This is a genomic window from Rhodococcus sp. KB6, assembly GCF_001445685.1.
GTDB lineage: Bacteria > Actinomycetota > Actinomycetes > Mycobacteriales > Mycobacteriaceae > Rhodococcus_F > Rhodococcus_F qingshengii.
Genome location: NZ_LNAK01000102.1, coordinates 44,827 through 71,363, shown reverse-complemented (window position 1 = coordinate 71,363; position 26,537 = coordinate 44,827). Strand labels below are relative to the sequence as shown.

The following is a 26,537-nucleotide window of genomic DNA, read 5'->3' as shown; positions in this document are numbered from 1 at the left end:
GATGCGGTGCAGGGTGAAGCGGTGCAGACGATGACCGCGGACCTGTCCCGGCTCACCGGATTACGATCGGGTAAGAGTTCGTTCTACCCGCAGTATCGCGGTGCGGCCGAGCGCCTCGAACGCGTCGTGCATGCCTTGGAGTTGATCTCGCGGGCTTTGGTGCGCACCGTCGAGGGGCCGGAAACCCTCGTCTGCGCGGTCGCGGAAGCTGCCCGTGCGCATCTGAGTGCCAACTGGATTGTCTTCGCCTTGGCTGACGGAACTTTGCCCGACGCCGGACCACGGCGACTGGTTCTCGGCCCGGACGCCACCCCTTTTCTGGTCGACAACGTCGAGGGGCCGCCACTTCCGGAGGATGTCGTCGAATGCCTCGACGACATCCGGTACGGAAGAATCGAATCCAACTCGGTGATCGACGCGCACTACGCGTTTGTGCCGATCGTGCTCGGTGGCGGCGTGGTAGGTGCCTTTGCAGCCTGGACGCCGGCTAACCGGACACTCGACACGACGGACGGAGCCGTGCTCAGCATTCTGGCCAGCCAGACTGCTGTGGCTCTGCAGAATTCGGCGCTCTATCAGCGCGGACAACTACTGCTCGAGCGTGCCGAAGATGCGTATGCGGAGGCCAATCGTACTGCAGCCGACCTTGCGGTGCGCAACAGCGAATTGGAGTCCACTCAGCGTCAACTCGGAGTGGCGCACCGGCACCAAGTGGTCGACGACGAACGTCACCGGATCGCCCGCGAACTGCACGACAGTGTGACACAGGCGGTGTTGTCGGCGGGCATGCAGATCGAGGTCTGCCGGAGCGACATCCCGGAGGCTGAACGCAGTGAAAGACTGGACTTGGCAAAGGATTTGACCAGGAGGGCGGTCGAGCAGCTTCGTTCGGCGATCTATGCGCTCAATCATTCGTCGGACGCGGACCGGACGTCGTTGCCCGAGATGCTCGAGCAACTCGGCGTGGTTCACATGCCGGACGAGTTGGCGGTGAGCGTTCGCGTCGGCGGTACCCCGACCGAACTTCCGGGCGATGCCGAACACGCTCTTCTCCGGATCGCGGGGGAAGCTCTCTTCAATGCAGCGGTCCATGCTCACGCGAATCGGGCGGTGCTTCGTCTGACCTATCGGGCGGACTCCGTGTTGCTGTCGGTCTCCGACGACGGTGACGGCGACCCTGCGCGAATGCGTCTGATCCTCAAACTCGCAGCCACCAACGACGTCGACGGCCGCCATCGCGGTCTCGCGAACATGCAGGCGCGAACACTCGAGTTGGGTGGTGCGCTCGAAGTACGGCGCGCGCGGATCGGTGGGATTCAGATTCTCGTGCGACTACCACTGCCGTTCGACTCGGGCATGGAAAACCTTTGCTCCACCACTGAAATCGAGAGCGAGGAATCATGACCACTGCGCGTCCCGTCATCACCCGCGGAGCATCGCCGGTTCAGGGATTGGTTCGAATCGTCCTGGTCGACGACCATGCAATTCTGCGGCAAGGGCTCCGCTCGGTTCTCGAGCGCGAAAGCGATCTCGAGATCGTGGGGGAGGCTTCGTCCCTCGCCGAGGCACTCGCCGTGGTCGACAAGGTCGGCCCGGACATCGTCCTGATGGATCTCAAACTCTCCGCCAGTTCCGACTACGAGGGACTGACCCTGTGTGGCCAGCTGTCCTCGGCGCATCCCGGCCTCGGACTGTTGGTTCTCACCACGTTTCTCGACGATCAACTGGTGGTGCGAGCGGTGCACGCGGGTGCTCGCGGCTATGTCGTCAAAGACGTCGACACCACCGAATTGGTGCGTGCGATCAGGGCGGTCTCGCGGGGTGAGAGTGCGTTCGATTCGCGCAGCGCGTCAGCTGTCGTGCGATCGCTCAACGGGCAGTCGTCGTCGAAAGAACGATTGACCGATCGCGAACTCGAAGTGCTCAGACTCCTCGCAAACGGCTTGTCCAACATCAAAATCGGTGAGAGATTGTTCATCTCACCGACCACCGTCAAGTTTCACGTCAGCAACATCATGCGCAAACTCGAGGTGAGCCGTCGAGCAGAGGCCGTCTACGCCGCGAGTAAGCAAGGTCTGATCTAGCTCTGCTCGGAGACCGTCCAGGCGCGCAGCGCTTGATGCTGTAGGAGGAGCACGCTCGAACGAGTTGTGCGCAGAGTCGATGCGGTCATCTCGGCAGTCAGACCCACTGCGATTCGTAGTACCAGAACCTCACGTTGGTCGTCGGTCAGGCGGCGCGGGCGTTTGAATTGTCCGTCGATGTTGCGTGACTGGGGAATTGACGCAATTCGTCGAGAGGCCAACTCGTACGCGAAGGTCTCGATGCGTGTGTCGGCCGAGATCGTGTCGGACATTCGTGTGACGACGTCCAGGGTGCATTGGTGGGCGAGATCGTCGGCGAACGTCGCGACGGGCGTCCCGAGGAGTCTGGCGCGATAGTAGAGAACGACGCGAGGGTGCAACCGGGCCAGTAGTTTCGACAATGCATGGTGATCACCGGCGAATGCCTCGGCGGCGGTGCGATTCAGGGAAATCGATCGTTCACAGGTTTCGGGTGAAGCGGTACGCGCGAAGGGTGGAGTCGGTGAAGTGTTCGCGCCCCTGATCGACAGCTTCATCAGCAACTCCTCGATTACACCGCACCTGACCATGCTGGAACGAGAATTGAGGTACCCCGCCGAAATTGCGGGTAAACCTGAAGTTACCTGCCAGGTGTCCGGTCTTTTCGCCGGGAGCGCCAGTCCGCGAGCATTCGCGGCATTTCCGCGGCCATGAAGTCGAAGAAGTCGCGCAGATCTGCCATTCGATCGCCGGCTGTTGTTCCTTCACCGAGGACTCGTATGCCCTCGTCCGCAACTGCCGAGACCTGGTAGAGCGAGGACTGTTTCGTGACAAACGCGTCGGCCCACATGTCGACGCTGACGCAGTAGTGCTGACGCCGCGATCCGGGGACGGCCACACGCTCGATCAATCCGACTTGCTGGAGGTATCTGACGGCTCCGGAAATGGCGGCGGGGCTCACTCCCAACCGAGATCCGAGATCTCCTGGCGTGGACGAGGGTGCCTCGCTGGTCATCAACGCGGCCCAGACGCGGGCGGGCATCGGCGGAAAACCCATGTTGCTCAGTACGAGTGAGAGTCGCTCGACATAGTGTCGGCTCTCGTCCGGTGCAACGGTGTGGCTGGTGTCGGTCATCGGAACCCTTCGATCTTTCCGTCTTTTCTATCTTCACACATTTGTGAAATCGGCGTACGGTCAAATTCATGGGTGCGGCAATTTCAGTGAAAAGCCTCGTCAAGACCTTCGGTACCACCCGCGCGCTGGACGGCCTCGACCTCGACGTCTCGACGGGTGAAGTGCACGGATTCCTGGGGCCGAACGGTTCCGGAAAGTCCACCACTATTCGGGTGCTCCTCGGCCTGCTCCGCTCGGACTCCGGAGACGCAACCGTTCTCGGCGGCGATCCGTGGCGAGACGCTGTCACTTTGCATCGACGTCTCGCCTATGTGCCTGGCGACGTGAATCTGTGGCCCAACCTCACCGGCGGTGAGGCTATCGATCTGTTGGCGGGCCTGCGCGGTGGCCTGGACCGAAAACGCCGCAGCGAGTTGCTCGATCGCTTCGAATTGGACCCGACCAAGAAGGCGCGCACGTACTCGAAAGGTAACCGGCAGAAGGTTGCACTCGTGGCCGCGTTCTCGTCCGACGTCGACCTTTACGTCCTCGACGAACCCACATCGGGGCTCGACCCGTTGATGGAGGCGGTATTCCAGGACTGCGTCGAGGAGGTGGCTCACGCCGGAAAGACGGTACTGCTGTCGAGCCATATCCTCGCCGAGGTCGAAGCGCTGTGCGATCGCGTGAGCATCATCCGCGACGGGCGGACGGTGGAAGAGGGAACACTGTCCGAACTCAGGCATCTCACGCGCACGTCCGTCGCGGCGGAGACGCAGCGTCCGATCGGTGGACTCGACGGACTCGGCGGTGTCCACGACGCGGTGATCGACGGTAACCACGTCACCTGCGAAGTCGACAGCGCGCAACTCGGACCACTCATGACGTACTTGGTCGGATTCGGAATCGTGGCGCTCACTTCCACTCCGCCGACTCTCGAAGAACTTTTCTTGCGGCATTACGGTGACGAACGGGCCAGGGAGACTTCGGTACACCTGCGAGCCGAGACCGGAGTACGGCCGTGACCGTTGTTGTCGAGGCCGCTTCACCGGTACCGGCCTCGGCAAGTCAATTCACCGGCACACGCCGACTGGTTCGGCTGGCTTTGCGGCGGGACCGAATTCAGCTCTCCGTGTGGGTTATCTCCATCGTCTTGTTCATGCTGCTGGTTGTCGCCAGTGTGACCGGGCTGTACTCGACATCCGAGGAATTACGAAACATCGCAGTCAGTTCCGCGGTATCGCCGGTCGCGCTGGCGACCAACGGGATCGTGTCCGGTGATTCGCAGGGCGCGATAGTCGCCAGTCAGTCGGTGCTCGTGTTCGCGTTGGTGGCCGCATTGATGAGCACCCTCGCGGTGGTTCGCCATACGCGACAGAACGAGGAGACCGGCCGAGCCGAGATGATCGGTGCAGCGGTGGTAGGTAGACGAGCGCTCCTGACCTCCGCACTGATCGTAACGGTCGGTGCGAACGTCGTTCTTGCACTGGGAATTGCACTGGGATCGATCGCCGTCGGTTTGCCTGTCGTCGGTTCGTTCGCGTTGGGCGCCTCGATAGGTGGGACCGGAATCGCGTTTGCCGGAGTGGCAGCCGTGACGGCGCAGATCACCGACGGTGCTCGTACGGCCAACGGCCTGGCGGGTGCCGCGATCGGCGTTGCGTTCATGCTGCGCGCGATCGGCGACGTGAACAGTACGGTCGTCGACGACGGAACTCGCGTTGTGAGCGGTTGGTTGTCGTGGCTCTCGCCGATCGGATGGGCACAACAGATCAGACCTTTCGACGACGACGCCTGGTGGATCCTGTTGTTGCTGATCGGATTCGCGGCTGTGCACGTGGTGGTGGCTTTTGTTCTCATCGGCCATCGCGATCAGGGAGCGGGACTCGTTCAGCCCCGACCCGGCCCGCCAGTCGCGGCATCGTGGCTACCGTCGGCCTGGGGCCTGGCGTGGCGCATGCAGCGAATGACGATGTTCTGGTGGATCTTTGCCGTTGTCATACTCGGGTTCGCGTACGGCGCTGTGGGCAACGAGATCGACGCGATGGTGGGATCGTCGCAGCAGACCGCGGAGATGTTCGAGAAACTTGGCGGCGGCGGATCGGATCTGGTGGATTCCTACTTGGCCACTGCTCTGGGGCTCACGTCGATAGTCATCGCGGCGTATTCGGTCCAGAGTCTTCTCCGGATGCGGGGCGAGGAAACATCGGGACGGCTCGAACCGTTGCTGGCAACGTCCTTGTCTCGGTGGAGGTGGATGCTTTCCCACCTGGGTGTGGTTGTGGGCGGCGTGATCCTCGCGCACGTCTTGATGGGTGCCTTCACCGGTTTTGCCTTCGGGCTCGTCACGGACGACATCGGCGGCAACACACTTCGTATGACTGGCGCCGCGTTGGCCTATCTGCCTGCGGTGCTCGTAGTCGTGGGGTTGGTGTCGTTGGCTTTCGGACTGTTTCCGACGTACGCGTCGGCGCTCTCCTGGGGAATCTTGGCGGCATGCATCGTGCTCGGGCAACTCGGCACGTTGCTGAAGCTTCCGCAGGTAGTGCTGGATCTGTCGCCCTACACTCACGTGCCGGGTGCCCCTGCCGAGCCAGTGACAGTTCTGCCACTGCTGGCAATGATCGTTGTGGCAGTGGTGCTTTCGACAGCATCGCTTGTTGCGTTCCGTCGTCGCGACCTCCAGGTGTAGGAGAGCTGAAACTCAACTCAGAATTCGACGAAGCTGGCGAGCCCGAGCAGCAAGTCGTCCGGTCGAGTCGAATAGTTCGGATTCGTCAACACAGAGAGTGTCCGTCGCCCAGGCAGTCCCGTGGCGTAGGCGATACCACGGTGACAGCGTTCGGGGATCTGCCGTGAGGTGCTCCGGGGTGAAATGCGCGGTGAACTCGATGGTCGGTATGGCCACGGGCATCGTCAGTGTCGCGAACAGTCCGGGCGGAAGCGCGTCGAGAAGGACCGCGGCGCGCTCTTGGGCCGTGAAATCGAGGTCTGTGAGCAGGCGGATCCAGACGTCGAATTCAGGGGAGTCGCCACCGGCGAACGGCCTCGCGGAATTGATCGGCCGGATGTCGAGGTGCTGGGCGAACGGCACAAAATCCACCGGGATCTCCAGCGGCGGCAGGGTTGACGGGTCGGCCGGAGCCGGTTCGGCGACAGGGGCGGACATTGTTGTAGCTCCTATGTCGCGGGCCAACCGAACGAGAGCGGATCCCGAACCGGTCAGCGTGACGTGGCAACTGACGGTCCGCCCGCCCCGCATCTCGCCGACAGTCAACTCGGCCGGCCCAGGAGGAACGGGGCGGTCCAGGTGCGCCGTGACTGCCAGCGGTTCGGCTCCGGACGCGTCGGCCGCCACTCGCAGCATCCGTGCAATTGCGAGTCCGCCCTGGATGCCGTCGAAACTCCGCCAACTGGAGTCGAATTCGGTGTGATGACGCGCTGCGTCGGTCGACGGCGCGGCCGCTACTGATGCCTGACTAGTAATTGCCATAGTCAGCACCCTAGATGCTGACTATGGCTATGGCAAGCTAGGGTCTATTCGGGAGTGCTGGACGACCCACCGAAGAGCATGTAGATGAGGATCTGAAGAATGCCGAGAGGATTGATCTCGCCGAGGCTGCTCATGTGTGAGGAACTCCTGATTGCAGGGATGGGTATTGTTGCGTCGCAACGTCACTGAAAGTACGGCAATTCGGACAGTGTGGTGCGAAATTTACCGATAATTCACTGTCCGCGAGTCGAGCGGCAGTGCAGGTAGGCGTCAGTGACCACGTCGAGAACGCGATTGCCGTGTGCATCGACCAATTTCGCTGTGATGGTCACCAATCCTCGCGCGCGATTGTCGAACACGACGTTGTCGACGGTGACCTTTCCGCTCAGGGTGTCACCGGGGCGAAGTGGACGGAGGAAGCTCACGTCGCGCATGGTTTTCCCGGCGATCACGTTCCACTGGTCGTAGAGACTGGCGACCACCAACTTCTGGCAGATCGACAGGGTGTGCAGCCCGCTGGCGATCAACCCGCCGAAGACGCCGGACTCGGCGGCTTCCTTGTCGACGTGAAACCACTGGGGATCCCACTGAGTTGCGAACTCGACGATTTCCTCTTCGGTCACCGAATACGAACCCAATGGGATCACTTGGCCGATCTCGAGATCCTCGGCGAACACTGCGCGTTTGTGAAGGGCGGCCGAATCGTTCATGGTTGTGAAAATCTCCTGCGTGTTCCGGGTGTACTCGGAACATACTCTCGCAGTGTGTTCGAGTCGGTCTCCGGTGTCGTCGGGCAATGCAGGGTCACTAGAATCGCGACATGGTCGACGACGCGAAAATCGAGCCGAGGGCGCTGGTAGGAAAGTGGCACTTCGAGCGGGACATCGTCGACCGCCTTTCCGGTTCCACCAAGCATGTATTCGGCGAGACCACTATCTCCGACGCCGGTGACGGTCTGATGCGCTGGTACGAGAGCGGCACGCTGCGTGACGGCGACCTGGAATTACCCGTGTTCCGAACTCTGTTCATTGCCGAGCGCGGCCTCGAGTGGGCCGTGACATTCGAAGACGGCAGAGAGTTCCACGACTGGGCGCCGGGGGAGGAAGTCGAGCACCTGTGCGGTGCGGATACCTACCGCGGGCGAATCGACGTCACTGCCGGAGATCGATCGACCTGGACTGTCGTCTGGACCGTGACGGGGCCGAGCAAGGACTACACGATGACCACGCATCTCACCCGGCCCTGATCACATCGCTCGCCAGTTACTCGACGCCGATCGTCACCTCGGTGGACTTCACGAATACCGTTGCGGCTTGGCCTGGTTCAAGATCGAGATCCAGTGCGGCATCGCGGGTGATCGACGAGGTCACAATCTGATTCCCGCCGTCCAACTTCACCTTGACCGTCGCCATGACGGTGCCGAGGTTGACCTCGGTGATGGTGCCGGTGAGTTGATTTCGTGTGGACAGTCGCATCGCTGAACTCCTGTGCTCTCGGGTGGGTGTTCTTCGACCATAATGCGATGGTCGCGTGTCTACCCAGCGATTCCGCAGGTGCGGACATGCGGGCGCCGCCGGTGCGCGAATATTGTCGGGCGGTGGAGGTAGATTCCGGTCATGACTGAACCCGTGAAAGGCCCGGCGTCGTATTTTCCGTCGATCGAGAAGAAGTACGGTCGGCCGATCGGTGAATGGCAAGAGCTGATCAGAAGCTCAGACCTCACGAAGCACATGGAATTGGTCAACTGGTTGAAGTCGGAGCACGGTATGGGTCATGGGCACGCGAATGCGCTTGTCGCCCATACACTGAAAGAAGGCTAGTTCTTTTCAGGCGGCCGATGCGTCCAGCACCAACCAGCCGCCGTGATGCTCGAATACCTCGAACGGCACACGGCTCTGCCGGCCGACCGCACGCAGTGACTCGAGATCGAAAGTGCGGATGTGGCCGTGGCACGCGGTGGCTTCGTCTTCGAAGGGGACTGCAATGACGACCCGTTGACGCGCGATCCGGAGTGCTTGCGCGATCACGGCCTCGCCGACTGCGTCGTCGACGTGTTCGAGGAGATGAATCGCGGTGACGGTGTCGGCGCTGTTGTCCGGTGCCGGTACTTCACCCGCGTCGCAGATCACCGTGTCGATCGTGATGCCGAGTTCGGGGGCAACCGCGTCGAGCAGGATCATCGTTCCGGGCAGGATGTCCGTGGCGGTCACGTCCATTCCGGCGCGCGCGAGCCGCAGGGGCAGGAAACCGAAGCAGGAACCCAGATCGAGCACGGAACCGCGGACCAGCTCTTCGGCTTTGTCGTGAATCGGCGCGAAATCTGCAGTGCCGTCCAGTAGTTCGGCAAGGGAGTTCCGGTAGTAGGTGGTCCAGGATTCGAGAGCGCCGTCCACGGTGGAGCGAACCAGGCCGACCATCGTCAACTCGAATTCGTCCTGACCGAACTCCGCGTCCTGGATCGACGAGGTGACTCCGGCGACGAGTCGCTCACTCAGATCGGCGGGAGTGAGGGAGTGCCTGACGTGGAGGCGACCGCCTCGGCGATCGAGCGAGATCGGACCGGACTCGACGCGTTCGACGGTGACATGCCCGAACGACCACAAGCCCGGCGTCGACGGCGCCAGGGAATCCAGGACGGGTTCGTTCGTGATGGTGGACATGATCGCCTTTCTCAGGTGGTGATGCTTTCTCAGGTGCTGATACCGGTCCGCAGGGACTGCGTACCTGTTTTCAAGAGTTCCGCTAGCTCGAGTGAATCGTCGGTGAGCCACTGCTCGTACGCCGACATCGCGACCCCGAGCAGAAGATAGCCGACCGTGCGTGGGCCGTGATCGGTCGGCTCGAGATTCATTCGGCGTGCGACGTAGTCGGCGACCACCTGCCGCCAACCTTCGTACATCACCACAGAGTATGCCTGAAGCGTCGGAACTTCGAGGATCAATTCCATCCGTTTGCGATGTACCGCAGTCTCTTCCGGTGGGAAGGTGTTGAACGTCAACAATGCGGATTCGAGTGCGTCGACCAACGGAATATCAGCGGGCAGTGAATCCAGGTGCTCGCGCATCTCGTCGAGATGTCCGTCGAAGTCTCCCCAGGGGACGGCGTTCTTGGACGGGAAGTAGCGAAAGAAGGTCCGACGCGCGATGCCGGCGGCATCGGCTATCTGGTCGACGCTCACCTCGTTGAAGCCGACTGTCGAGAACAGTTCGATCCCGATCGTGCTGATTCCCTCCTTCGTTGTGGAGGGGCGACGACCTATCCGAGCGGACGGTTTCTTGCGGCTACGCATACTTTTTTCGCTCCATGTGTGTCATTCTGCACTCGATGCCATTACAGTGGTGAACCGAGTCACAGTGAAGTCCCACTAGTGACCACCAACTCCCAGGTTGGAAGTCTGATCTACAGACTTCCAGACGGAGTGCGACCGCAGGAGGAATCCATGTCAGATCGTGACAACAAGGCGCTCGAGAACGACCTCGTCGAGGAGTCCCTCGTGGAGGAAGTTTCCATCGACGGCATGTGCGGCGTGTACTGACCGTGTCTGCTTTGGATCTCGATGCGGGGTGGAAACTCCACCCGCAGGTAGCGCTTCGCCCCGAACCTTTCGGGGCGTTGCTCTACCACTTCGGAACACGCAAGCTGTCGTTCCTGAAGAACACGACCATCGTTGCGGTGGTCAAGGCGTTGCCAGACCATCCTGATGTCCGGTCCGCACTACGTGCGCAAGGCATCGAAGATGACGCGGCTCCCCAATATGCCCGCGCGCTGAGCACTCTCGCCGACTCGCACATGATCGTGCCTGTCTGAGCCAGACGCTCGCCCCCACGTGCGGAACAGCCCTTCCGCACGTTCGCCCGCTTCATTTCTTCGCGAGGACACAGCCATGACCTCAGTTCTTGAACAGCCCTCCCCGCCCGCCAAGGTGGGTCGCCTCGTCGATCAGTTCGAACTCGGACTCGACGCCCCCATCTGCCTGACGTGGGAACTCACCTACGCCTGCAACCTGTCCTGCGTGCACTGCCTTTCGTCGTCGGGTCGTCGTGACCCCAACGAGCTGAGCACCGAACAGTGCAAGTCCATCATCGACGAGCTGCAGCGTATGCAGGTTTTCTACGTCAACATCGGTGGCGGCGAGCCGACGGTACGCTCCGACTTCTGGGAGCTCGTCGACTACGCGACCGACCACCAGGTTGGTGTGAAGTTCTCCACCAACGGCGTGAAGATCGACAAGAAGGTCGCGGCGCGCCTCGCAGCCAGTGACTACGTCGACGTGCAGATTTCCATCGACGGTGCCACCGCTGAGGTCAATGACGCTGTGCGCGGGCCTGGTTCGTTCGCGATGGCCGAGCGCGCTCTCGCGAACCTGAAGGAAGCCGGCTTCAAGGACGCCAAGATTTCGGTGGTCGTCACGCGGCACAACGTCAGTCAGCTCGACGAGTTCAAGGCTCTCGCGGACAAGTACGACGCGACCCTGCGCATCACTCGACTGCGTCCTTCGGGCCGCGGCGCCGACGTGTGGGACGACCTGCACCCGCGTCCGGAGCAGCAGCGTGAGCTCTACAACTGGCTGGTCGCCAATGGCGAAGGCGTCCTGACGGGCGACTCGTTCTTCCACCTCTCCGCCTTCGGCGATGCACTGCCCGGTCTCAATCTCTGTGGCGCGGGCCGCGTCGTGTGCCTGATCGACCCGGTCGGTGACGTGTACGCATGCCCCTTCGCGATTCACGAGCAGTTCCTCGCCGGAAACATCGTGAAAGACGGTGGATTCCAGGAAGTCTGGCAGCACTCGGACCTGTTCGAGGAGCTGCGATCGCCCCAAACCGGTGGCGCCTGCAGCAAGTGCAACCACTACGACTCCTGCCGCGGCGGCTGCATGGCGGCCAAGTTCTTCACCGGACTGCCGATGGACGGACCTGACCCCGAGTGCGTCATCGGCAACGGTGAAATGGCACTGGCGTCGGCGGGCGAGGTCCCGAAGTCCAGTGTCGACCACTCCCGTTCCGGTCAACGTAAGACCCCACGCGCATCGGTGCCACTGACACTGATGATGCGTCCGCCCGCCAAGATTTGTGACGAAAACCCGCTTGCGGGAATGCAGTAACTACTGCGCGATACCGACAGTGCGGCGAAAGCTGCACCCCAGAGAGGTCAGTTCAATGGCTAAGAATGCTTTCTTCGAGACGGTGGCAGAAGCACAGCGCCGTGCGAAGAAGAGGTTGCCCAAGTCCGTGTACGCGGCGTTGGTAGCGGGATCCGAGAAAGGGCTGACGGTCGACGACAACGTCGCGGCATTCAGCGAATTGGGTTTCGCTCCCCACGCTGCCGGGCTGTCGGACAAGCGCGAGATGTCCACCACCATTATGGGCCAGGACATTTCGTTGCCCGTCATGATTTCACCGACCGGTGTGCAGGCAGTGCACCCCGACGGTGAAGTAGCGGTAGCCCGTGCGGCTGCAGCACGGGGAACAGCCATCGGACTGAGTTCTTTTGCCAGCAAGTCCATCGAAGAAGTTGCCGCGGCCAACCCGCAGGTCTTCTTCCAGATGTATTGGGTCGGTAGCCGCGACGTGCTCCTGCAGCGTATGGAGCGCGCTCGCGCTGCCGGTGCCAAGGGCCTGATCATCACCACCGACTGGTCCTTCTCGTACGGTCGCGACTGGGGCAGCCCGTCCATCCCCGAAAAGATGGACCTCAAGGCGATGTTCCAGTTCGCACCCGAGGGAATCATGCGCCCGAAGTGGTTGCTCGAGTTCGCCAAGACCGGCAAGATTCCGGACCTGACCACCCCCAACCTCGCGGCTCCCGGCCAGCCTGCACCGACGTTCTTCGGCGCATACGGCGAGTGGATGCAGACTCCGCTTCCGACGTGGGAAGACATCGCCTGGCTTCGTGAGCAGTGGGGTGGACCGTTCATGCTCAAGGGCATCATGCGCATCGACGACGCCAAGCGAGCTGTCGACGCCGGTGTCTCCGCTATCTCGGTCTCCAACCACGGTGGTAACAACCTCGACGGCACCCCGGCGCCGATCCGTGTGCTCCCGGGCATTGCCGAGGCCGTGGGCGATCAGGTGGAAGTTGTTCTCGACGGCGGCATTCGACGCGGCGGCGACGTCGTCAAGGCGCTCGCACTCGGAGCCAAGGCCGTCATGCTCGGGCGCGCCTACCTGTGGGGCCTCTCGGCCAACGGCCAGGCCGGTGTCGAGAACGTGCTCGACCTCATGCGGATGGGCATCGACTCGGGGCTGATGGGCCTCGGCCACTCGTCCATCACCGAACTGAGCCCGGCGGACCTGGTGATTCCGGAAGGCTTCACACGCACATTGGGTGCCAGCTGAGATTACGGCTCCGATAGAGCTGTGAGTTGACACTCGACGAACACACGACCCTGGCCGGACGCCTCGTCCGGTCCAGGGTTGTTTTCGGTCCGCACGAGACCAATCTTGCTGTGGGACGCTCGCTTTCCGATCGGCACCGTGCGTACTACCAGCGCCGCGCCGAGGGCGGAACCGGGATCGTCGTCACCGAAGTGGCCTCGGTATCGGAGAACGACTGGCCGTACGAGCGGGCGCCGTTGGCGTCGCAATGTGGCCCGGGGTGGCAGTCGATCGCGGCTGCATGTGCTCCGTACGGAACGCTGGTTCTGGCCGGGCTCGGTCATACCGGCATGCAGGGATCGAGCGCATACTCCCAGTCGGTGCTGTGGGGACCGTCAAGAGTGGCCGACCCGGCGACGCGTGAGTTGCCGATGGCAATGGGGCAGCCGGAAATCGACCAGCTGATAGTCGGCTTCCGTGAGGCGTCGGCGCTGGCCGTCGCTTCGGGAATGGACGGAGTGGAACTCGATGCCGGTCCTCGAAGCATTCTGCGACAATTCCTTTCGGGTCTGACCAACACTCGGCAAGACCGATACGGTAGCGATCGCGTTGCTCTTGTTCGCGAGGTCATCTCGGCAGTGCGCGAGGAAGTCGGGTCGGATCACGTTGTCTCCCTGCGGTTGTCCTGTGACGAGGAAGCTCCATGGGCGGGCCTGACGCCCGATCTTGCCATCGGTATCGCGCGTGAAGTGTCTCCGTTCCTCGATCTCCTTGTCGTCGTTCGTGGCGGACTCTATTCGTCTGACCGGTACCGCCCCGATTTTCACTGCCCGCCGAACTTCAACCTCGATCTGTGCCGTGAGATCAAGGCCGCTCTGTCGATTCCTGTTGTCGTGCAGGGGAGCGTCGTGGACATCGCCGACGCTCACGCGGCGCTGGAAGTAGGTGAGTTCGTCGAGATGACCCGGGCCCAGATCGCAGACCCGGACCTGGTTGTGAAAGCCGCGCGCGGCGATCGTCCCCGGCCGTGTGTGCTCTGCAATCAGGCGTGCCTCGTGCGTGATCCTCGCAATCCTGTCGTGACGTGCGTCGGGAATCCGAGCGCGGGTTTCGAGACGGTGGACCCCGATGAGCGAGAGCAGATTTCGACACTGGGAGCCGTGCTGGTCGTGGGGGGTGGCCCCGCTGGGATGGAAGCCGCACGGATCTCGGCGGTGGCGGGGCACTCGGTCACACTCGTCGAGAGTTCATCGCAGTTCGGCGGCATGATCCGAACTTTTGCGCGAGGTGACGGCCGTAGCCGGTTCGCACTCCTCGCGCAGTGGTTGGAGGACGAATGCCGTCGTAGCGGCGTGACGATGCGGACCGGGGCGGCGCTCGACGCCCAAGACCTGGGTGACGCACGCAGCCGGGGCGAGTTTGTTGTCGTTGCCACCGGTAGTGCTGCGAGGCCGCCGACGTATCCGGTCGACGATTCGGTTCGGTGGTTGGATGCGTCGGAAGCCTTCGAGAAGTTGAGCACCGTGGGGCCGGGTCCGGTCGCGCTGATCGATCCCCTCGGTGGACCGATCGCGGTGGCGCTCGCAGAAGCACTCGCGGCCCATGGCATCTCCGTCTCGATTGTGACTCCCGACAGCATCGTCGGTTCGAGGCTCGGCGCGAGTGGGGATCTGGTCGGCGCCAACACGCGCATCCAGCAGGCCGGGATCACCAGGGTGCTCGCGTCACGTGTCACCGAAATCGCTCGAGGGGCCGTCTGCGTCGAACACGTCCATACCGGCGAGCGGTCACAGCTCGAGTGCGAAGTGGTGATCGACTGCTCGCCTCGTCTGCCGAACGAAACGCTGAAGGAAGAGGCCGACATTCAGGTGGGCGACTCGGTTGCCCCGAGAACTGTTCTCGAATCCATCCGCGAAGGGCGCTTTGCAGGGTTTACTACTAGAACGAGTTTCAATTCTGCAGAGAGGGCTATCTCATGACACAGGGTTCAGTTCGTTCGCTCGAAGGTCGCGTTGCTTTCATCACCGGCGCAGCGCGCGGTCAAGGACGTGCGCACGCGGTCAAGATGGCGCGCGAGGGAGCAGCGATCATCGCGGTCGACGTATGCGCGTCGGTGGCGTCGGACAATTCCTACGACGCAGCAACTTCCGAGGACTTTGCCGAGACGATACGTCTGGTGGAAGCGGAGGGCGGGAAGATCCTCGCCCGTGAGGTCGATGTCCGTGACGGCGCAGCGCTCACCGCGGTGGTCAAGGACGGCGTCGAACAGTTCGGACGTCTCGACATCGTGGTCGCCAACGCCGGGGTCTGCAACTGGAATCGATTCTGGGAAATGTCGGACGAGCAGTGGGAAACTCTGATCGACATCAACCTGACCGGAGTCTGGAAAACCCTCAAGGCCTCGGTGCCGGCGATCATCGAGGGTGGGCGCGGTGGATCGATCATCGTGGTCAGTTCGGTGGCCGGACTCAAGGCGCTGCCCGGACAGGCGCACTACGCGAGCGCCAAGTTCGGTCTCGTCGGTCTGACGCAGGCCGCGGCAAAGGAACTGGGGGAGTACAAGATCAGGGTCAACTCGATCCATCCTTACGGAGTGAATACGCCGATGGGGGTCGACCAGGGCGCTCTCGAGGTATTTGCAAAGTTTCCGCAGTACCTTCCCAACTTCACTCCGATCCTCTCGGACATCGCGTTCGCCGAACCCGACGAGATCGCCGATACCGTTCTGTGGCTCGCGGGTGACGGTTCACGCACCGTCACGGCAAGTCATATCGCTCTCGATCAAGGAAACTCCAAGGTCTGATGACGCCGTACCCGCGCCTCTTCGCGCCACTGCGCCTGGGCAACCTGACACTCCGCAATCGGGTCGTGTTCTCCGCACACCTGACCAATTACGCGGAGAACGGGTTGCCGACGGAGCAGCACGCGAGCTACTACGAGGCGCGGGCACGCGGCGGTGCGGGTCTGATCATCACCGAGGAGCACTCGACGCATCCTTCGGATCGACCGTACGAGAAGATGATTGCGGGCTATCGGCCGGAAGCGATCGAGGGATACCGGCGGATCACCGACGCCGTTCATGCGCATGGTTCGTCGATTCTCGCGCAGATCAACCACAATGGGGGTCAGGGCGCTGGAACCTATTCGCGCTCGCCGCTGTTGGCGCCGAGCGCCGTTGCGGATCCGTTGTTCCGCGAGGTGCCCAAGGCTGTCGACGACGCGGACATTGCCGAGATTCTCGCAGGGTTCGCCCTTGTTGCGCGCAACTGCGTTGCCGGTGGCTTCGACGGGGTGGAATTGCAGGCGTCGCAGTCGTCCATCGTGCGCGCGTTTCTCGCACCCTCGACCAACCTGCGCACTGATCGCTACGGCGGGGGCGTGGCGAATCGTGCGCGTTTCCTTCTCGAAGTGCTCGGGGTACTGCGTAAGGCCATCGGCCCGGATCGTGTGCTCGGTGTGCGCCTGAGTGGATACGAAGGAACGCGGGGTGGCATCGAACTGTCCGACGCGGTAACCACCGCCCAACTCATCGAAGCTGACGGTCACGTCGACTACATCAACACCACCGTCGGAATGGCCACGGAAACACTGCATCTGGTCGAAGCATCGATGGCTGTACCCACCGGCTACGCCAACTTCGTCCCGTCTGCGATCAGGGAGGTCATCGATCTTCCAGTCGTCGGAGTCGGCCGTTTCAAGACGCCGGAGCAAGCCGAAGCTGCACTCGAGGACGGTGTATGCGATCTGGTGGGCGTAGTTCGCGGGCAGATCGCCGATCCGGATTTTGTGAACAAGGCGCGTGCTGGTCAATCGGTACAGGTGCGAACCTGCCTGTCCTGCAACCAGGAATGCGTCGGGCGGATGGGTCTGGGACGTTGGTTGGGGTGCACCGCAAATCCGCGCGCTGGTCGGGAATCGGTACCGCTGCCGATGCCGCGGCGACGGGGCCGCACGGTGGTGGTGGTCGGTGGCGGCCCCGCCGGCCTGCAAGCTGCGGCTACAGCGGCCCAGCTAGGTCATGCGGTGACGCTGTTCGAGCGTGAACGAAGACTTGGGGGACAGATTCTTACCGCCTCGGTGGTACCGGCTCGCCGTGAGCTCGCCGACCTCGTCCGGAATCTCGAATCTGAGTGTCGCCGAAGCGGTGTGACGATCGAGCTGGGTGCTGGAGCTGATCTCGCGATCGTGGAGGAGCGCGCGCCCGAGGTGGTCGTGATTGCAACCGGAGCGCGGCCTTTACGCCCAGCGTGGGCGGGTAGATCAGAGCGTGTGGTGGGTGTTCGAGACGTTCTCGACGGCAAGATTCTGCCGAGTGGAACGGTGCTCGTCTACGACGAACTGGGATTCCATCAAGGTACGTCGGTGGCGGAGTTCCTCGCTGATCGAGGCTGTGCCGTCACGATCGCGACCAACGGCATGGTGGTCGCGCAGGACCTGAGCATCACCCTGGATTTCGAGGGGTGGAACCGCCGAGCGTTCGAGAAGTCGATCGGTCAACGGACAGATCTGATGGTGACTTCGGTGAGCGCTGGGGCCTCGCCGCTCGTGAGCTTGGTTCACCTTCCGACGGGTGAGACCGAGGAAGTTGCAGTCGACTGGGTGGTCTTCGCGACACAGCAGGAACCTGTCGACGAGTTGTGGAACACCTTGCAGGGAAGCTGTTTCGAGAAATTTCGCATCGGTGACGCCTTGTCTCCGAGGCGTTCGCACGCGGCCGTCATCGAGGGGCATCGGGCCGCGTTGGCGATATAAGTCGTCCGTTTTGTCTCTGGTTCTCGAAAGTATGTTCGATTAAACTTTGAGCATGGACAGTCGGGATGCGTGGCAGCTGGATGGTGAGGGCCTCAAGAGTGAGGTTCTCGATCTGGTGCGCGCCCGGCACGAGTTGCAGTCGCGGATGGTGTTGCTGATCGTGGAGATGTTTTCCCGGGAGACTTTGGTCGGGAAGGGTTTTCGGGCGATCGCGCAGTGGTTGCACGGGTCGACGAATCTGGAGATCGGTGAGTGCAGCCTGCTCGTCGGGTTGGCGCGATTGTTGATGCTCGAACCTGTTGTCGCGGATGCATTCCATCGCGGTGACGTTGATGCGTTGAAGGCGCGGCAGGTGGCGTCGTTTTGTCAGCATCCACCGAAGAACATGACCCTGGCGGATGTGGACAAGGCTCGCGGGATCCTGCTTGGCCTGGCGTCGCAGAATATTGCTGATTGTGATGCGGTGCGGGCGACGATCCGGCGGATCGACAAGCAGTACGGAAACCGTGAGGACGGCGTTCCGGTGGGGGAAGATTCGGAGCGTAACGAGTTCTACGCGTCGAAAGGTTTGTACGGGCGCGTGTCGGTGAAGGGAGACCTAGATGCTGTGAACGGGGCGCGTCTGATCACATTGTTGTCGAGTCTGTCGGCTCCGACGCCGGAGAAGGACGGCGCCAAAGACACCCGCACTCCGGCATTACGACGTGCAGACGGGTTTTGCGAGTTGTTGCGCCGGTACGAGCGGGCGGGGTTGGGTCCGATCGAGGGCGGGGTGAAACCACACATCACGGTCACCGCCAGCGCAAAAGACATGACGGACCTGCAAGCGTTGAAAGACCTCCTGCCGTCCACCGAAGAACTCGGATTTGCGTGGGCGGATTGGGTGGGCCCGATCAGTATTGACACCGCACGGATGTTGGCCTGCGATTGCACCGTGACGCGGATCTTGTTGGATGAGAATGGTGTTCCGCTCGAGTGCGGTAAGGAAGCGAGAACAGCGACGGTGCCGCAGCGGCGGGCGTTGGCGGTCCGCGATGGCGGGTGTGCGTTTCCGGGGTGCGGGACACCGTCGGGGTGGTGCGATGCCCATCATATTGTTCACTGGAACGATGGCGGCCCAACAGATCTCGACAATCTGATCTTGTTGTGCGGTCATCACCATCGGACGCTGCACCACACCGAGTGGCGGGTGGAGATCGGCCCGGATCGGAAATCGGTGTTCTATCCACCGATGTCGATCGATCCGTATCAACAGCCGATCGGCGGGAACAGCCCACCGACAGCGGCGTGAACCGCGACAACTGACGAATACGCCGGGGCACAACAATGCCCCGGTGTATCCGCATGCAGTGTTGCGGTGGGAGGGGCCCGCACCAATACGATCGGGGGATGAGTTCTCCGCGTGACCTTGCTGCCATCCCGAGTCCTGCGCTCGAGGGCACTGCGCTCACCGTCGTGGTCCCGGTCGGTTCTTTCGAACAACACGGACCGCACCTGCCTCTCGATACCGACACTCGGATCGCGAGAGCAGTCGCACAGGCTCTGCCCGACGTCGTCGTGGCCCCGGCCATCGAATACGGGGCGAGCGGCGAACACGAAGGGTTTGCCGGCACGATTTCGATCGGTGCCGAGGCTATGGAAACCGTAGTCGTCGAATACGGAAGGTCGGCGTTCAGATGGACGAAGCGGGTGCTGTTCGTCAACGGCCACGGCGGAAATGGTCCCGCATTGGCCAAAGCGGTGGCACTTCTGCGGTATGAGGGGCGTGATGCTGCTTGGGTGCCGTGCGCTGTTCCGGGTGCCGACGCCCATGCCGGACACACTGAAACGAGCCTATTGCTGCACCTTTCGCCCGATTTGGTGCACATGAGCCTTGCTGAGACAGGAAATTTGTCTCCTATCGCGGACCTGATGCCAGGAATGCGTTCGGGCGGTATGGTCGCTGTGTCGCAAAACGGCGTTCTCGGCAATCCAGTCGGGGCTACCGCCGAAGACGGCGCATACATCTTCGGTGAGTTGGTAGGACGCGTGACGGATGGACTGGCCCGGTGGGAGCCTGGTCCAGATGGGAGGCTTCGGTGACGACCACGACCGAGTGGGGGCGGACGGTCCACCTGCGACGGCTTTCGAGGCTGCGACGAGTTGCAGCACGACGGGCTACGTCCCTTACGATCATCTGATGCGACCAGCAAGACTCCCCGACGGCTTCGGCATTCGGTTGGACCCCAAGGTGCGCACGTACTCGGGTGGCCGGGTACTCATCGGCGGATCTCCGACGCGGATGCTCAAGCTGGCGCCGACGGCTGCGGCGATGATCGGTGACGGCTTCCTCGAGGTGGTCGATCAGCAGAGCGCTGCGGTTGCGCGACACCTTCTCGATTCAGGTGTCGCGAATCCTCGTCCGATGTCGACGCCGTCCGCTGCCGATGTCACGGTCGTGATTCCGGTCAAGGACAACCAGGCCGGCGTCGAACGCCTATTGCCCGTCCTCAAGGATCTGACCGTCATCGTTGTCGACGACGGTTCGGAAGTGCCGGTGGAGCCCCGTCGCGCCTGCCCGGGCACCGGCACCATCACAGTGGTCCGGCACGAGAGTGCCCGCGGACCCTCGGCAGCGAGAAACTCGGGATTGCGTTCGGCCCAAACACGTTTCGTAGCTTTCCTGGACTCCGACGTCATACCGCGTGCCGGTTGGCTCGAGTTGATGTTGGGCCACTTCAGCGATCCGGGGGTTGCCCTTGTTGCACCCCGCATCGTCGCCCTCGATCCGTACGGGACGGCGCTGGCGCGGTACGAGAACATGCGATCGTCTCTCGACCTCGGACGCAAGGAAGCTGCGGTGAAGTCGGGCAGTCCGGTCGCCTATGTCCCCAGCGCCGCCGTGATCGTCCGGCGCGACGTGGCACTCGAATGCAACGGTTTCGACGAGAGTCTCGAAGTAGCCGAGGACGTCGATTTCTGCTGGCGACTGCAGGCTGCGGGTTGGCGACTGAGGTACGAACCGGTTGCGCATGTCGCCCACGATCATCGAGTTCAGTTCGACAAGTGGTTCGCCAGGAGAGCGTTCTACGGCACGGGTGCGGCGCCGTTGGCTGCAAGACACGAGGGTTCGGTTCCGCCGATGGCGATGTCGTTCTCGACGCTCTTCGCGTGCATCGCCGCCGCAACACTGACCCGTTCCGGTCTTGCCGGCGCACTCGGCGCTTTACTGTTTACCGTTTACCGGCTGCGAAAGATGTTCACCGGCCTGAGTCAACCCACCCGGATCGCGGCGATCCTCACCGCGCAGGGAGTTGTCGGCGGATTCTGGCAACTCGCCTCGGCAATGTGTCGTCACTACTGGCCCGTGACGCTCCTGGCGGTGATCGCCTCCAGGCGAATTCGGCGGCTGGCCGTCGCTGCAGCAGTCACCGAAGGTTTGGTGGACTGGTATCGCCACCGTGAGCCAGGCGGGCTGGGACCGGTTCGGTACGTCTTCTTCAAACGAGCCGACGACATCGCGTATGGAGCCGGACTCTGGCGTGGCGCATTCGACGCCCGCGACTGGGCGGCGCTGAAACCTCGAATCACCAAGTGACAGAAGCCGACTACGCAGATTTCCTGGTTGTCGGTGGTGGCACGTGTGGTTGCGTGGTCGCAGCCAGGCTCAGTGAAGATCCATCCGCCACGGTGATGCTCCTCGAATCGGGAAGCGGATATCGATCGGCGCTCGAACTCCCGGACGTCCTGGGTGATCCGTACCGACTGCCGGTCGGACCTGCGAGCGAATACACGTGGACCTATCCGGTCGAACTGACGCCGCGTCGGGCGTCCACAATTGCGCGGGGGCGGACACTCGGTGGATCCGGAGCCGTCAACGGTGCGTACTTCACCCGCGCGACCCGTGCTGATTTCGAGAATTGGCCGAGTTCATGGCGATACGACGACGTCTTGCCGTACTTCAAGAAGTCCGAAACGGATCGTGATTTCGAGGGCGAGTTCCACGGGACCGCCGGACCGATCCCGGTCGAGCGTCGAGCGTGGGACCAACTGCATCCACTGAGCGGCGAGTTTCATGCGGCAGCGCTCGGAGCAGGCTTTCCCGACGACGTCGACAAGAATGCGCCGGACTCGTTCGGGGTGGGCCGAGTGCCACTGAACGTGTCGGATCATCGTCGGATCAGTACGGCGATCGGGTATCTGATGCCGGCGTTGCACCGGCCGAATCTGCGGGTGGAATCCGGAGTGAACGTCATTCGCATCGCGTTCTCGGGTACCCGTGCGATCGGCGTCGACGTTCTCGGCGACGGCAATGTCCGACGCATTCGTGCCGACCATGTGGTCGTGTGTTCGGGTGCGGTGGCGACACCGCACATTCTCCTCAATTCCGGTGTTGGTCCAGCGGAACAACTTGTAGAGCAAGGAGTTTCCGTCGTTCTCGATCGACCGGGCGTCGGACAGAACTTCGTCGACCACCCGGAAGTGCTGCTGCCGTACCATTTTTCGAAGCCCCGCACGATTCGATCGCAGACTCCGGTGCTGGAGACAGCCCTCAACCTCGCTGAGATCGAAATCCGTCCGTACACCGCATCTTTCACAGACCTGGTTCCCGGTGTGCCTCGCATGGACCACGGCGTCGGAGTGGTCCTCATGGCGCCGCACAGCCGGGGAAGCATCGAGCTGGCATCGGGGGATCCCGCTGGGGCGCCGCGTATTCGGTACAACTACGTCGCGTCGGCGCACGATCGAGCTGCCATTCGGGAAGGGATGCGGATCGCCGAGAATCTTCTCGAGTCGATCGCCGAGACGGGGTTGATCGATCGCCCCGTCATGGAGTACACCGATGAGTGGGTCGAATCCCGCCTGGGAACGTCGCTGCATATGTCCGGTAGTTGCGTGATGGGTGCCGAGGCGGACCCGTTCGCAGTCGTCGACGGTCGGTGCCGTGTGATCGGCGCGCAAGGACTCAGTATTGTTGACACGTCAATCCTGCCGACGATCCCGACCCGCGGCCCGCATGCGACCGCGGTGATGGTCGCGGAACGAGCAAGCGCCATTCTGCTCGGCGACGAGTGACCGCGAGGGGCAGCAGGCTGGGTCGGCAGTCATACCGAATGGTCGTTCTCGCCTATGGGCTGTGATTGGCGTTACAGTGGTCCACGGAGCGGAGGAACGCAAAATATGGCACGTGAACAGGCTGTGCCCGGCAACCCGTGGGTGGCGGTCAGGCCAGGCGATGACGTCGCGTTACTCGCGCGGCGACTTTCGTCTGCCCATCAGTCGTTCATCGATGCCCGCGGCGTGCCCGGCCAGGGGCTGACCGACGACTCCCATGTCCGCTCGGTCGTACTCGAGTCCTGGATGCGTAGCCGCAACAAGGGGGTAAATCCCGATGTGGTCGGCAACCCTGAGATGCTCGAAGGGTTGGAGCTCGAAAAATATCGCTCCGCGCATCCCATGTCACTGATCCGTCCGGTGATTCGGAAACTCCTGGTGGAAGATGCTGCCGAGACCGGACTACTGATCGCGATCAGTGACGCACACGGTCGATTGCTCTGGGTGGAGGGTGACAACTCGGCCAAGGACAAGGCGTTGTCCATGAACTTCGTCGAAGGCGCCGATTGGAGCGAAGATCGTGTCGGCACCAATGCGCCGGGAACGGCGCTTGCTCTCGATCACTCCGTACAGATTTTCGGATCCGAGCATTTCAACCGAACCGTGCACGACTGGAGTTGTTCGGCCGCACCCGTCCACGATCCCACCACTGGGCAAATCCTTGGTGCCATCGACATCACCGGTGGTCCCAGAGTTGCGGTTCCCGAAGTGCTGTCACTGATCCGTGCAACTGTCGCGGCCGCCGAATCGGAATTGCGATTCCATCTCTTGAACTCGCCCATCCCACTCAGTGCCACGGCTCCGCGCCTCGAAACATTCGGTGCCGGCCGGCCGACGCTGGTTCGCGGCGGTGACCGCATCCCGATTTCGCAGCGTCACGCCGAGATTCTCCTTCTGCTTTCCGAACACCCGGAGGGTCTCAGCTCCGACCACCTTGCGGTCCTGCTCGACGAGGGCGAACTCGACGCAGTGACCATTCGCGCGGAAATGTCGCGGCTTCGTAAGGTTTTCGGTGCCGACCGGCTGGCTTCGCGCCCCTATCGGATCATCACGGAGTTCACGACAGATGTCGGCGAGGTGCGGGCAGCGTTGGATCGAGGCGACGCAGCGACGGCGATGAAACTGTATTCGGGCCCGGTGCTGGCGGGCTCGGCGTCTCCCGGCATCGAAGAGGTGCGGGAAGAACTACGCACCAGGGTCCAGGCAGCTCTGCTGCGTGGAGGTGACGCCAACCTTCTGGCCCGGTGGACCACGTCGGTGCACGGCCGCGAAGACTCAGTCGTGTGGGAGGCCTACCTGTCCACGTTGGATCCTCAATCTCCGCTGTATTCGCAGGTCCAGGCAAGAATTGATCTCCTCGACCGCCAGTTGGGCATCTGAGAATCATCTGCGTTTCTCGCACGCAACGTACTTGCAACGTTGCAACTCCTAGTGTTGTGAATCACACCCCACCGGGGGGTGGGATTGCAGTCACCGATTTGGTGGGTGCGCCCAGGAAGATCACGTTTACATAGGAGCTTGCAATGACCGTGTACGCCCGCCCAGGTACCGCCGACGCGATCATGTCCTTCCAGTCTCGATACGACAACTGGATCGGCAACGAATGGGTTGCTCCGGTCAAGGGTCAGTACTTCGAGAACCCGACACCGGTGACCGGACAGAATTTCTGTGATGTGGCTCGTTCCACCGCAGAAGACATCGAACTCGCTCTCGACGCAGCGCACGCAGCAGCTCCGGCCTGGGGCAAGACCTCGGTCGCCGAGCGCGCGATCATCTTGAACAAGATCGCTGATCGTATGGAGGAGAACCTCGAATCCATCGCACTCGCCGAGTCGTGGGACAACGGCAAGCCGATCCGCGAGACCCTCAACGCCGACATTCCGCTCGCCATCGATCACTTCCGATACTTCGCGGGAGCTATTCGCGCACAGGAAGGTTCGCTCTCGGAGATCAACTCCGACACCGTGGCGTACCACTTCCACGAGCCGCTCGGCGTAGTCGGCCAGATCATTCCGTGGAACTTCCCGATCCTCATGGCCGTGTGGAAGCTTGCCCCCGCCCTCGCTGCCGGCAATGCCATCGTGCTCAAGCCTGCCGAGCAGACGCCAGTCTCGATCCTGCACCTCATCGGCATCATCGGTGACCTGCTGCCTGCCGGTGTTCTCAACATCGTCAACGGCTTCGGCGTCGAGGCCGGAAAGCCGCTCGCGTCCAGCCCGCGTATCAAGAAGATCGCGTTCACCGGTGAGACCACCACCGGTCGCCTGATCATGCAGTACGCGTCGCAGAACCTCATCCCCGTCACCCTCGAACTCGGTGGCAAGAGCCCCAACATCTTCTTCTCCGACGTCCTCGCCTCTAACGACGACTACCAGGACAAGGCACTCGAGGGCTTCACGATGTTCGCCCTCAACCAGGGCGAGGTCTGCACCTGCCCGTCACGTTCGCTGATCCAGGAAGACATCTTCGACGAGTTCCTCGCGATGGCAGCCATCCGCACCAAGGCTGTGCGCCAAGGGGATCCGCTCGACACCGACACCATGATCGGTGCCCAGGCCAGCAACGATCAGCTCGAGAAGATCCTCTCGTACATCGAGATCGGCAAGGCCGAAGGCGCCAAGGTCATCACCGGTGGTGAGCGAGCCGAACTCGGCGGAGACCTGTCCGGCGGCTACTACGTCCAGCCGACGGTGTTCACCGGCAACAACAAGATGCGCATCTTCCAGGAAGAGATCTTCGGACCCGTCGTCTCGGTCACCTCGTTCAAGGACTACGACGAGGCCATCGAAATCGCCAACGACACGCTCTACGGTTTGGGCGCCGGTGTCTGGTCCCGCGACGGCGGAGTTGCTTACCGCGCAGGCCGCGACATCCAAGCCGGTCGCGTCTGGACCAACACGTACCACCAGTACCCGGCACACGCCGCTTTCGGTGGATACAAGCAGTCCGGTATCGGCCGCGAGAACCACCTGATGATGCTCTCGCACTACCAGCAGACCAAGAACCTCCTGGTCAGCTACGCCCAGAAGGCTCAGGGCTTCTTCTGATCTACCCACCGGTACCCGTGAGCCCCTCGCTGCGGGTGCCGGTGAGCAAGACTGCAACACGCGAAACCTGCACAAACACACGGAGGTTGGAATGAGCGCCACGGACACACCCGATACCGGCGCCGTTCCACCCCGGTTGGTGACCACCGCTGGGGCGGCTGACCTCCTGCGCCGCCTCAGCGGGACTCACGGCGAACTGATGATGCATCAATCCGGCGGATGCTGCGACGGCTCGGCCCCGATGTGTTATCCCTCAGGCGAATTCATCGTCGGGGACCGTGACGTACTACTCGGAATCGTCGATCTCCGACTTGCTGTCGGAGAGACTCCCGAAGACCTTCCCACCGGAACCGACGCTGTACAGGTCTGGATTTCCGGATCACAGTTCGAAGCCTGGAAGCACACCCAGTTGGTGCTGGACGTCGTGCCCGGCCGCGGCAGTGGATTCAGCCTGGAGTCTCCTGAAGGATTCAGATTCCTCAGTCGAGCAAGGGCATTCACACCGGACGAAAACGAAGCACTCGGCGCGTCGAGCATTCTCGTGGGCGCTGATTGGGAAGCGGGCATGCGTCCTTTGCCCCCGACGGTTCCCCAGGTGGTCGCCGAGGCCGTCGACGCCTGCCCGGTGCCGGGCGCGGCCGCCCGATCCTGAGAACGGCA

The 26,537-nt window shown here is 62.4% G+C and carries 27 protein-coding genes; 20 read left to right on the top strand and 7 right to left on the bottom strand.

Features of this window, described 5'->3' with window-relative positions; translation table 11 throughout:
* The first annotated feature begins 30 nt into the window (after nt 1–30).
* Both ASU23_RS13915 and ASU23_RS13910 read left to right on the top strand, forming a co-directional pair.
* Nucleotides 31–1,404, top strand: a complete 1,374-nt coding sequence (locus ASU23_RS13915) for a GAF domain-containing sensor histidine kinase (RefSeq protein ID WP_003941844.1) — start codon at nt 31–33, stop codon at nt 1,402–1,404.
* Complete coding sequence (locus ASU23_RS13910; RefSeq protein WP_003942005.1) at nt 1,401–2,084, top strand: response regulator transcription factor; 684 nt, start codon at nt 1,401–1,403, stop codon at nt 2,082–2,084. The genes ASU23_RS13915 and ASU23_RS13910 overlap by 4 nt, the downstream gene beginning before the upstream one ends.
* On the opposite strand, the gene ASU23_RS13905 is transcribed toward ASU23_RS13910, so the two are convergent.
* Nucleotides 2,081–2,620 carry a hypothetical protein gene (locus ASU23_RS13905; RefSeq protein WP_007728324.1) on the bottom strand — a complete coding sequence of 180 codons (540 nt, stop codon included), beginning with the start codon at nt 2,618–2,620 and terminating at the stop codon, nt 2,081–2,083. The two genes, ASU23_RS13910 and ASU23_RS13905, sit on opposite strands and share 4 nt — an antisense overlap.
* Nucleotides 2,621–2,703: 83 nt before the next feature.
* Complete coding sequence (locus tag ASU23_RS13900) at nt 2,704–3,198, bottom strand: GbsR/MarR family transcriptional regulator (RefSeq protein ID WP_047268922.1); 495 nt, start codon at nt 3,196–3,198, stop codon at nt 2,704–2,706.
* Between the two features lie 68 nt (nt 3,199–3,266).
* Here ASU23_RS13900 and ASU23_RS13895 point away from each other — a divergent pair, with 68 nt between their 5' ends.
* Together ASU23_RS13895 and ASU23_RS13890 are read left to right on the top strand one after the other, a co-directional pair.
* Complete coding sequence (locus tag ASU23_RS13895) at nt 3,267–4,202, top strand: ABC transporter ATP-binding protein (protein ID WP_003942009.1); 936 nt, start codon at nt 3,267–3,269, stop codon at nt 4,200–4,202.
* Complete coding sequence (locus ASU23_RS13890) at nt 4,199–5,869, top strand: ABC transporter permease (protein ID WP_058038125.1); 1,671 nt, start codon at nt 4,199–4,201, stop codon at nt 5,867–5,869. The genes ASU23_RS13895 and ASU23_RS13890 overlap by 4 nt, the downstream gene beginning before the upstream one ends.
* Before the next feature lie 12 nt (nt 5,870–5,881).
* Here the strand turns inward: ASU23_RS13890 and ASU23_RS13885 are convergent, their stop codons facing one another.
* Together ASU23_RS13885 and ASU23_RS13880 are read right to left on the bottom strand one after the other, a co-directional pair.
* Nucleotides 5,882–6,670, bottom strand: coding sequence for a thioesterase family protein (locus tag ASU23_RS13885; protein WP_042920993.1), 789 nt, complete (start codon nt 6,668–6,670; stop codon nt 5,882–5,884).
* 233 nt (nt 6,671–6,903) lie between these two features.
* Complete coding sequence (locus ASU23_RS13880) at nt 6,904–7,380, bottom strand: MaoC/PaaZ C-terminal domain-containing protein (protein ID WP_007728315.1); 477 nt, start codon at nt 7,378–7,380, stop codon at nt 6,904–6,906.
* A gap of 110 nt (nt 7,381–7,490) precedes the next feature.
* On the opposite strand from ASU23_RS13880, the gene ASU23_RS13875 reads away from it, so the two are divergent.
* Nucleotides 7,491–7,916, top strand: a complete 426-nt coding sequence (locus ASU23_RS13875) for a DUF6314 family protein (protein WP_058038124.1) — start codon at nt 7,491–7,493, stop codon at nt 7,914–7,916.
* Between the two features lie 16 nt (nt 7,917–7,932).
* On the opposite strand, the gene ASU23_RS13870 is transcribed toward ASU23_RS13875, so the two are convergent.
* Complete coding sequence (locus ASU23_RS13870; protein WP_003942061.1) at nt 7,933–8,145, bottom strand: molybdopterin-binding protein; 213 nt, start codon at nt 8,143–8,145, stop codon at nt 7,933–7,935.
* Between the two features lie 141 nt (nt 8,146–8,286).
* Here ASU23_RS13870 and ASU23_RS13865 point away from each other — a divergent pair, with 141 nt between their 5' ends.
* On the top strand, nt 8,287–8,490 hold the full coding sequence (locus ASU23_RS13865) for a DUF4287 domain-containing protein (RefSeq protein WP_007728313.1): 204 nt from the start codon (nt 8,287–8,289) through the stop codon (nt 8,488–8,490).
* A gap of 6 nt (nt 8,491–8,496) precedes the next feature.
* Here the strand turns inward: ASU23_RS13865 and mftM are convergent, their stop codons facing one another.
* Nucleotides 8,497–9,330 (bottom strand): mycofactocin oligosaccharide methyltransferase MftM, encoded by an 834-nt coding sequence (gene mftM, locus ASU23_RS13860; RefSeq protein WP_058038123.1) that lies wholly within the window; start codon nt 9,328–9,330, stop codon nt 8,497–8,499.
* Nucleotides 9,331–9,359: 29 nt separating this feature from the next.
* Nucleotides 9,360–9,959 carry a mycofactocin system transcriptional regulator gene (mftR, locus tag ASU23_RS13855; protein ID WP_058038122.1) on the bottom strand — a complete coding sequence of 200 codons (600 nt, stop codon included), beginning with the start codon at nt 9,957–9,959 and terminating at the stop codon, nt 9,360–9,362.
* Between the two features lie 150 nt (nt 9,960–10,109).
* Here mftR and mftA point away from each other — a divergent pair, with 150 nt between their 5' ends.
* From mftA to ASU23_RS13790, 14 genes are all read left to right on the top strand, one after another.
* Nucleotides 10,110–10,205 carry a mycofactocin precursor MftA gene (mftA, locus tag ASU23_RS33400; protein ID WP_063836238.1) on the top strand — a complete coding sequence of 32 codons (96 nt, stop codon included), beginning with the start codon at nt 10,110–10,112 and terminating at the stop codon, nt 10,203–10,205.
* Nucleotides 10,190–10,477, top strand: a complete 288-nt coding sequence (gene mftB / locus ASU23_RS13850) for a mycofactocin biosynthesis chaperone MftB (protein WP_007728309.1) — start codon at nt 10,190–10,192, stop codon at nt 10,475–10,477. Before mftA ends, mftB begins: the two co-directional genes overlap by 16 nt.
* Before the next feature lie 76 nt (nt 10,478–10,553).
* On the top strand, nt 10,554–11,771 hold the full coding sequence (mftC, locus tag ASU23_RS13845) for a mycofactocin radical SAM maturase (RefSeq protein WP_003942089.1): 1,218 nt from the start codon (nt 10,554–10,556) through the stop codon (nt 11,769–11,771).
* 55 nt (nt 11,772–11,826) lie between these two features.
* Nucleotides 11,827–13,005, top strand: coding sequence for a pre-mycofactocin synthase MftD (gene mftD / locus ASU23_RS13840; protein ID WP_003942047.1), 1,179 nt, complete (start codon nt 11,827–11,829; stop codon nt 13,003–13,005).
* A 26-nt stretch (nt 13,006–13,031) separates the two neighbouring features.
* Nucleotides 13,032–14,963: a mycofactocin system FadH/OYE family oxidoreductase 1 gene (locus ASU23_RS13835; RefSeq protein ID WP_058038121.1), complete on the top strand. Its 1,932-nt coding sequence runs from the start codon at nt 13,032–13,034 to the stop codon at nt 14,961–14,963.
* Nucleotides 14,960–15,787, top strand: coding sequence for a mycofactocin-coupled SDR family oxidoreductase (locus ASU23_RS13830; protein ID WP_003941966.1), 828 nt, complete (start codon nt 14,960–14,962; stop codon nt 15,785–15,787). Before ASU23_RS13835 ends, ASU23_RS13830 begins: the two co-directional genes overlap by 4 nt.
* The gene (locus ASU23_RS13825) at nt 15,787–17,736 is read left to right on the top strand and encodes a mycofactocin system FadH/OYE family oxidoreductase 2 (protein WP_058038120.1); all 1,950 of its coding nucleotides are present in this window, start codon (nt 15,787–15,789) and stop codon (nt 17,734–17,736) included. Before ASU23_RS13830 ends, ASU23_RS13825 begins: the two co-directional genes overlap by 1 nt.
* A 52-nt stretch (nt 17,737–17,788) precedes the next feature.
* Nucleotides 17,789–19,027 (top strand): HNH endonuclease signature motif containing protein, encoded by a 1,239-nt coding sequence (locus ASU23_RS13820; protein WP_058038119.1) that lies wholly within the window; start codon nt 17,789–17,791, stop codon nt 19,025–19,027.
* A gap of 98 nt (nt 19,028–19,125) precedes the next feature.
* The gene (gene mftE, locus ASU23_RS13815; protein WP_058038118.1) at nt 19,126–19,818 is read left to right on the top strand and encodes a mycofactocin biosynthesis peptidyl-dipeptidase MftE; all 693 of its coding nucleotides are present in this window, start codon (nt 19,126–19,128) and stop codon (nt 19,816–19,818) included.
* A 97-nt stretch (nt 19,819–19,915) separates the two neighbouring features.
* Nucleotides 19,916–21,313: a mycofactocin biosynthesis glycosyltransferase MftF gene (gene mftF / locus ASU23_RS13810; protein ID WP_007730153.1), complete on the top strand. Its 1,398-nt coding sequence runs from the start codon at nt 19,916–19,918 to the stop codon at nt 21,311–21,313.
* Nucleotides 21,310–22,791 carry a mycofactocin system GMC family oxidoreductase MftG gene (gene mftG / locus ASU23_RS13805; protein ID WP_058038117.1) on the top strand — a complete coding sequence of 494 codons (1,482 nt, stop codon included), beginning with the start codon at nt 21,310–21,312 and terminating at the stop codon, nt 22,789–22,791. The genes mftF and mftG overlap by 4 nt, the downstream gene beginning before the upstream one ends.
* Before the next feature lie 105 nt (nt 22,792–22,896).
* Nucleotides 22,897–24,210 carry a helix-turn-helix domain-containing protein gene (locus ASU23_RS13800; RefSeq protein ID WP_047268928.1) on the top strand — a complete coding sequence of 438 codons (1,314 nt, stop codon included), beginning with the start codon at nt 22,897–22,899 and terminating at the stop codon, nt 24,208–24,210.
* A gap of 143 nt (nt 24,211–24,353) precedes the next feature.
* Nucleotides 24,354–25,877, top strand: a complete 1,524-nt coding sequence (gene adh / locus ASU23_RS13795; protein WP_007730158.1) for an aldehyde dehydrogenase — start codon at nt 24,354–24,356, stop codon at nt 25,875–25,877.
* Between the two features lie 91 nt (nt 25,878–25,968).
* A complete protein-coding gene (locus ASU23_RS13790; protein ID WP_058038116.1) occupies nt 25,969–26,529 on the top strand; it encodes a DUF779 domain-containing protein in 561 nt (186 codons plus the stop codon).
* Nucleotides 26,530–26,537: the final 8 nt, after the last annotated feature.

Coding starts and splice junctions, on each gene's coding strand:
- ASU23_RS13870 (WP_003942061.1), bottom strand. CDS start 8,145: ATGCGACTGTCCACACGAAATCAACTCACCGGCACCATCACCGAGGTC.
- ASU23_RS13875 (WP_058038124.1), top strand. CDS start 7,491: ATGGTCGACGACGCGAAAATCGAGCCGAGGGCGCTGGTAGGAAAGTGG.
- ASU23_RS13820 (WP_058038119.1), top strand. CDS start 17,789: ATGGACAGTCGGGATGCGTGGCAGCTGGATGGTGAGGGCCTCAAGAGT.
- ASU23_RS13910 (WP_003942005.1), top strand. CDS start 1,401: ATGACCACTGCGCGTCCCGTCATCACCCGCGGAGCATCGCCGGTTCAG.
- ASU23_RS13830 (WP_003941966.1), top strand. CDS start 14,960: ATGACACAGGGTTCAGTTCGTTCGCTCGAAGGTCGCGTTGCTTTCATC.
- mftR (WP_058038122.1), bottom strand. CDS start 9,959: ATGCGTAGCCGCAAGAAACCGTCCGCTCGGATAGGTCGTCGCCCCTCC.
- ASU23_RS13915 (WP_003941844.1), top strand. CDS start 31: ATGACCGCGGACCTGTCCCGGCTCACCGGATTACGATCGGGTAAGAGT.
- ASU23_RS13885 (WP_042920993.1), bottom strand. CDS start 6,670: ATGGCAATTACTAGTCAGGCATCAGTAGCGGCCGCGCCGTCGACCGAC.
- ASU23_RS13905 (WP_007728324.1), bottom strand. CDS start 2,620: ATGAAGCTGTCGATCAGGGGCGCGAACACTTCACCGACTCCACCCTTC.
- ASU23_RS13825 (WP_058038120.1), top strand. CDS start 15,787: ATGACGCCGTACCCGCGCCTCTTCGCGCCACTGCGCCTGGGCAACCTG.
- mftE (WP_058038118.1), top strand. CDS start 19,126: ATGAGTTCTCCGCGTGACCTTGCTGCCATCCCGAGTCCTGCGCTCGAG.
- mftA (WP_063836238.1), top strand. CDS start 10,110: ATGTCAGATCGTGACAACAAGGCGCTCGAGAACGACCTCGTCGAGGAG.
- ASU23_RS13865 (WP_007728313.1), top strand. CDS start 8,287: ATGACTGAACCCGTGAAAGGCCCGGCGTCGTATTTTCCGTCGATCGAG.
- mftM (WP_058038123.1), bottom strand. CDS start 9,330: ATGTCCACCATCACGAACGAACCCGTCCTGGATTCCCTGGCGCCGTCG.
- mftF (WP_007730153.1), top strand. CDS start 19,916: ATGCGACCAGCAAGACTCCCCGACGGCTTCGGCATTCGGTTGGACCCC.
- mftC (WP_003942089.1), top strand. CDS start 10,554: ATGACCTCAGTTCTTGAACAGCCCTCCCCGCCCGCCAAGGTGGGTCGC.
- ASU23_RS13880 (WP_007728315.1), bottom strand. CDS start 7,380: ATGAACGATTCGGCCGCCCTTCACAAACGCGCAGTGTTCGCCGAGGAT.
- ASU23_RS13800 (WP_047268928.1), top strand. CDS start 22,897: ATGGCACGTGAACAGGCTGTGCCCGGCAACCCGTGGGTGGCGGTCAGG.
- ASU23_RS13900 (WP_047268922.1), bottom strand. CDS start 3,198: ATGACCGACACCAGCCACACCGTTGCACCGGACGAGAGCCGACACTAT.
- adh (WP_007730158.1), top strand. CDS start 24,354: ATGACCGTGTACGCCCGCCCAGGTACCGCCGACGCGATCATGTCCTTC.
- mftD (WP_003942047.1), top strand. CDS start 11,827: ATGGCTAAGAATGCTTTCTTCGAGACGGTGGCAGAAGCACAGCGCCGT.
- ASU23_RS13895 (WP_003942009.1), top strand. CDS start 3,267: ATGGGTGCGGCAATTTCAGTGAAAAGCCTCGTCAAGACCTTCGGTACC.
- ASU23_RS13790 (WP_058038116.1), top strand. CDS start 25,969: ATGAGCGCCACGGACACACCCGATACCGGCGCCGTTCCACCCCGGTTG.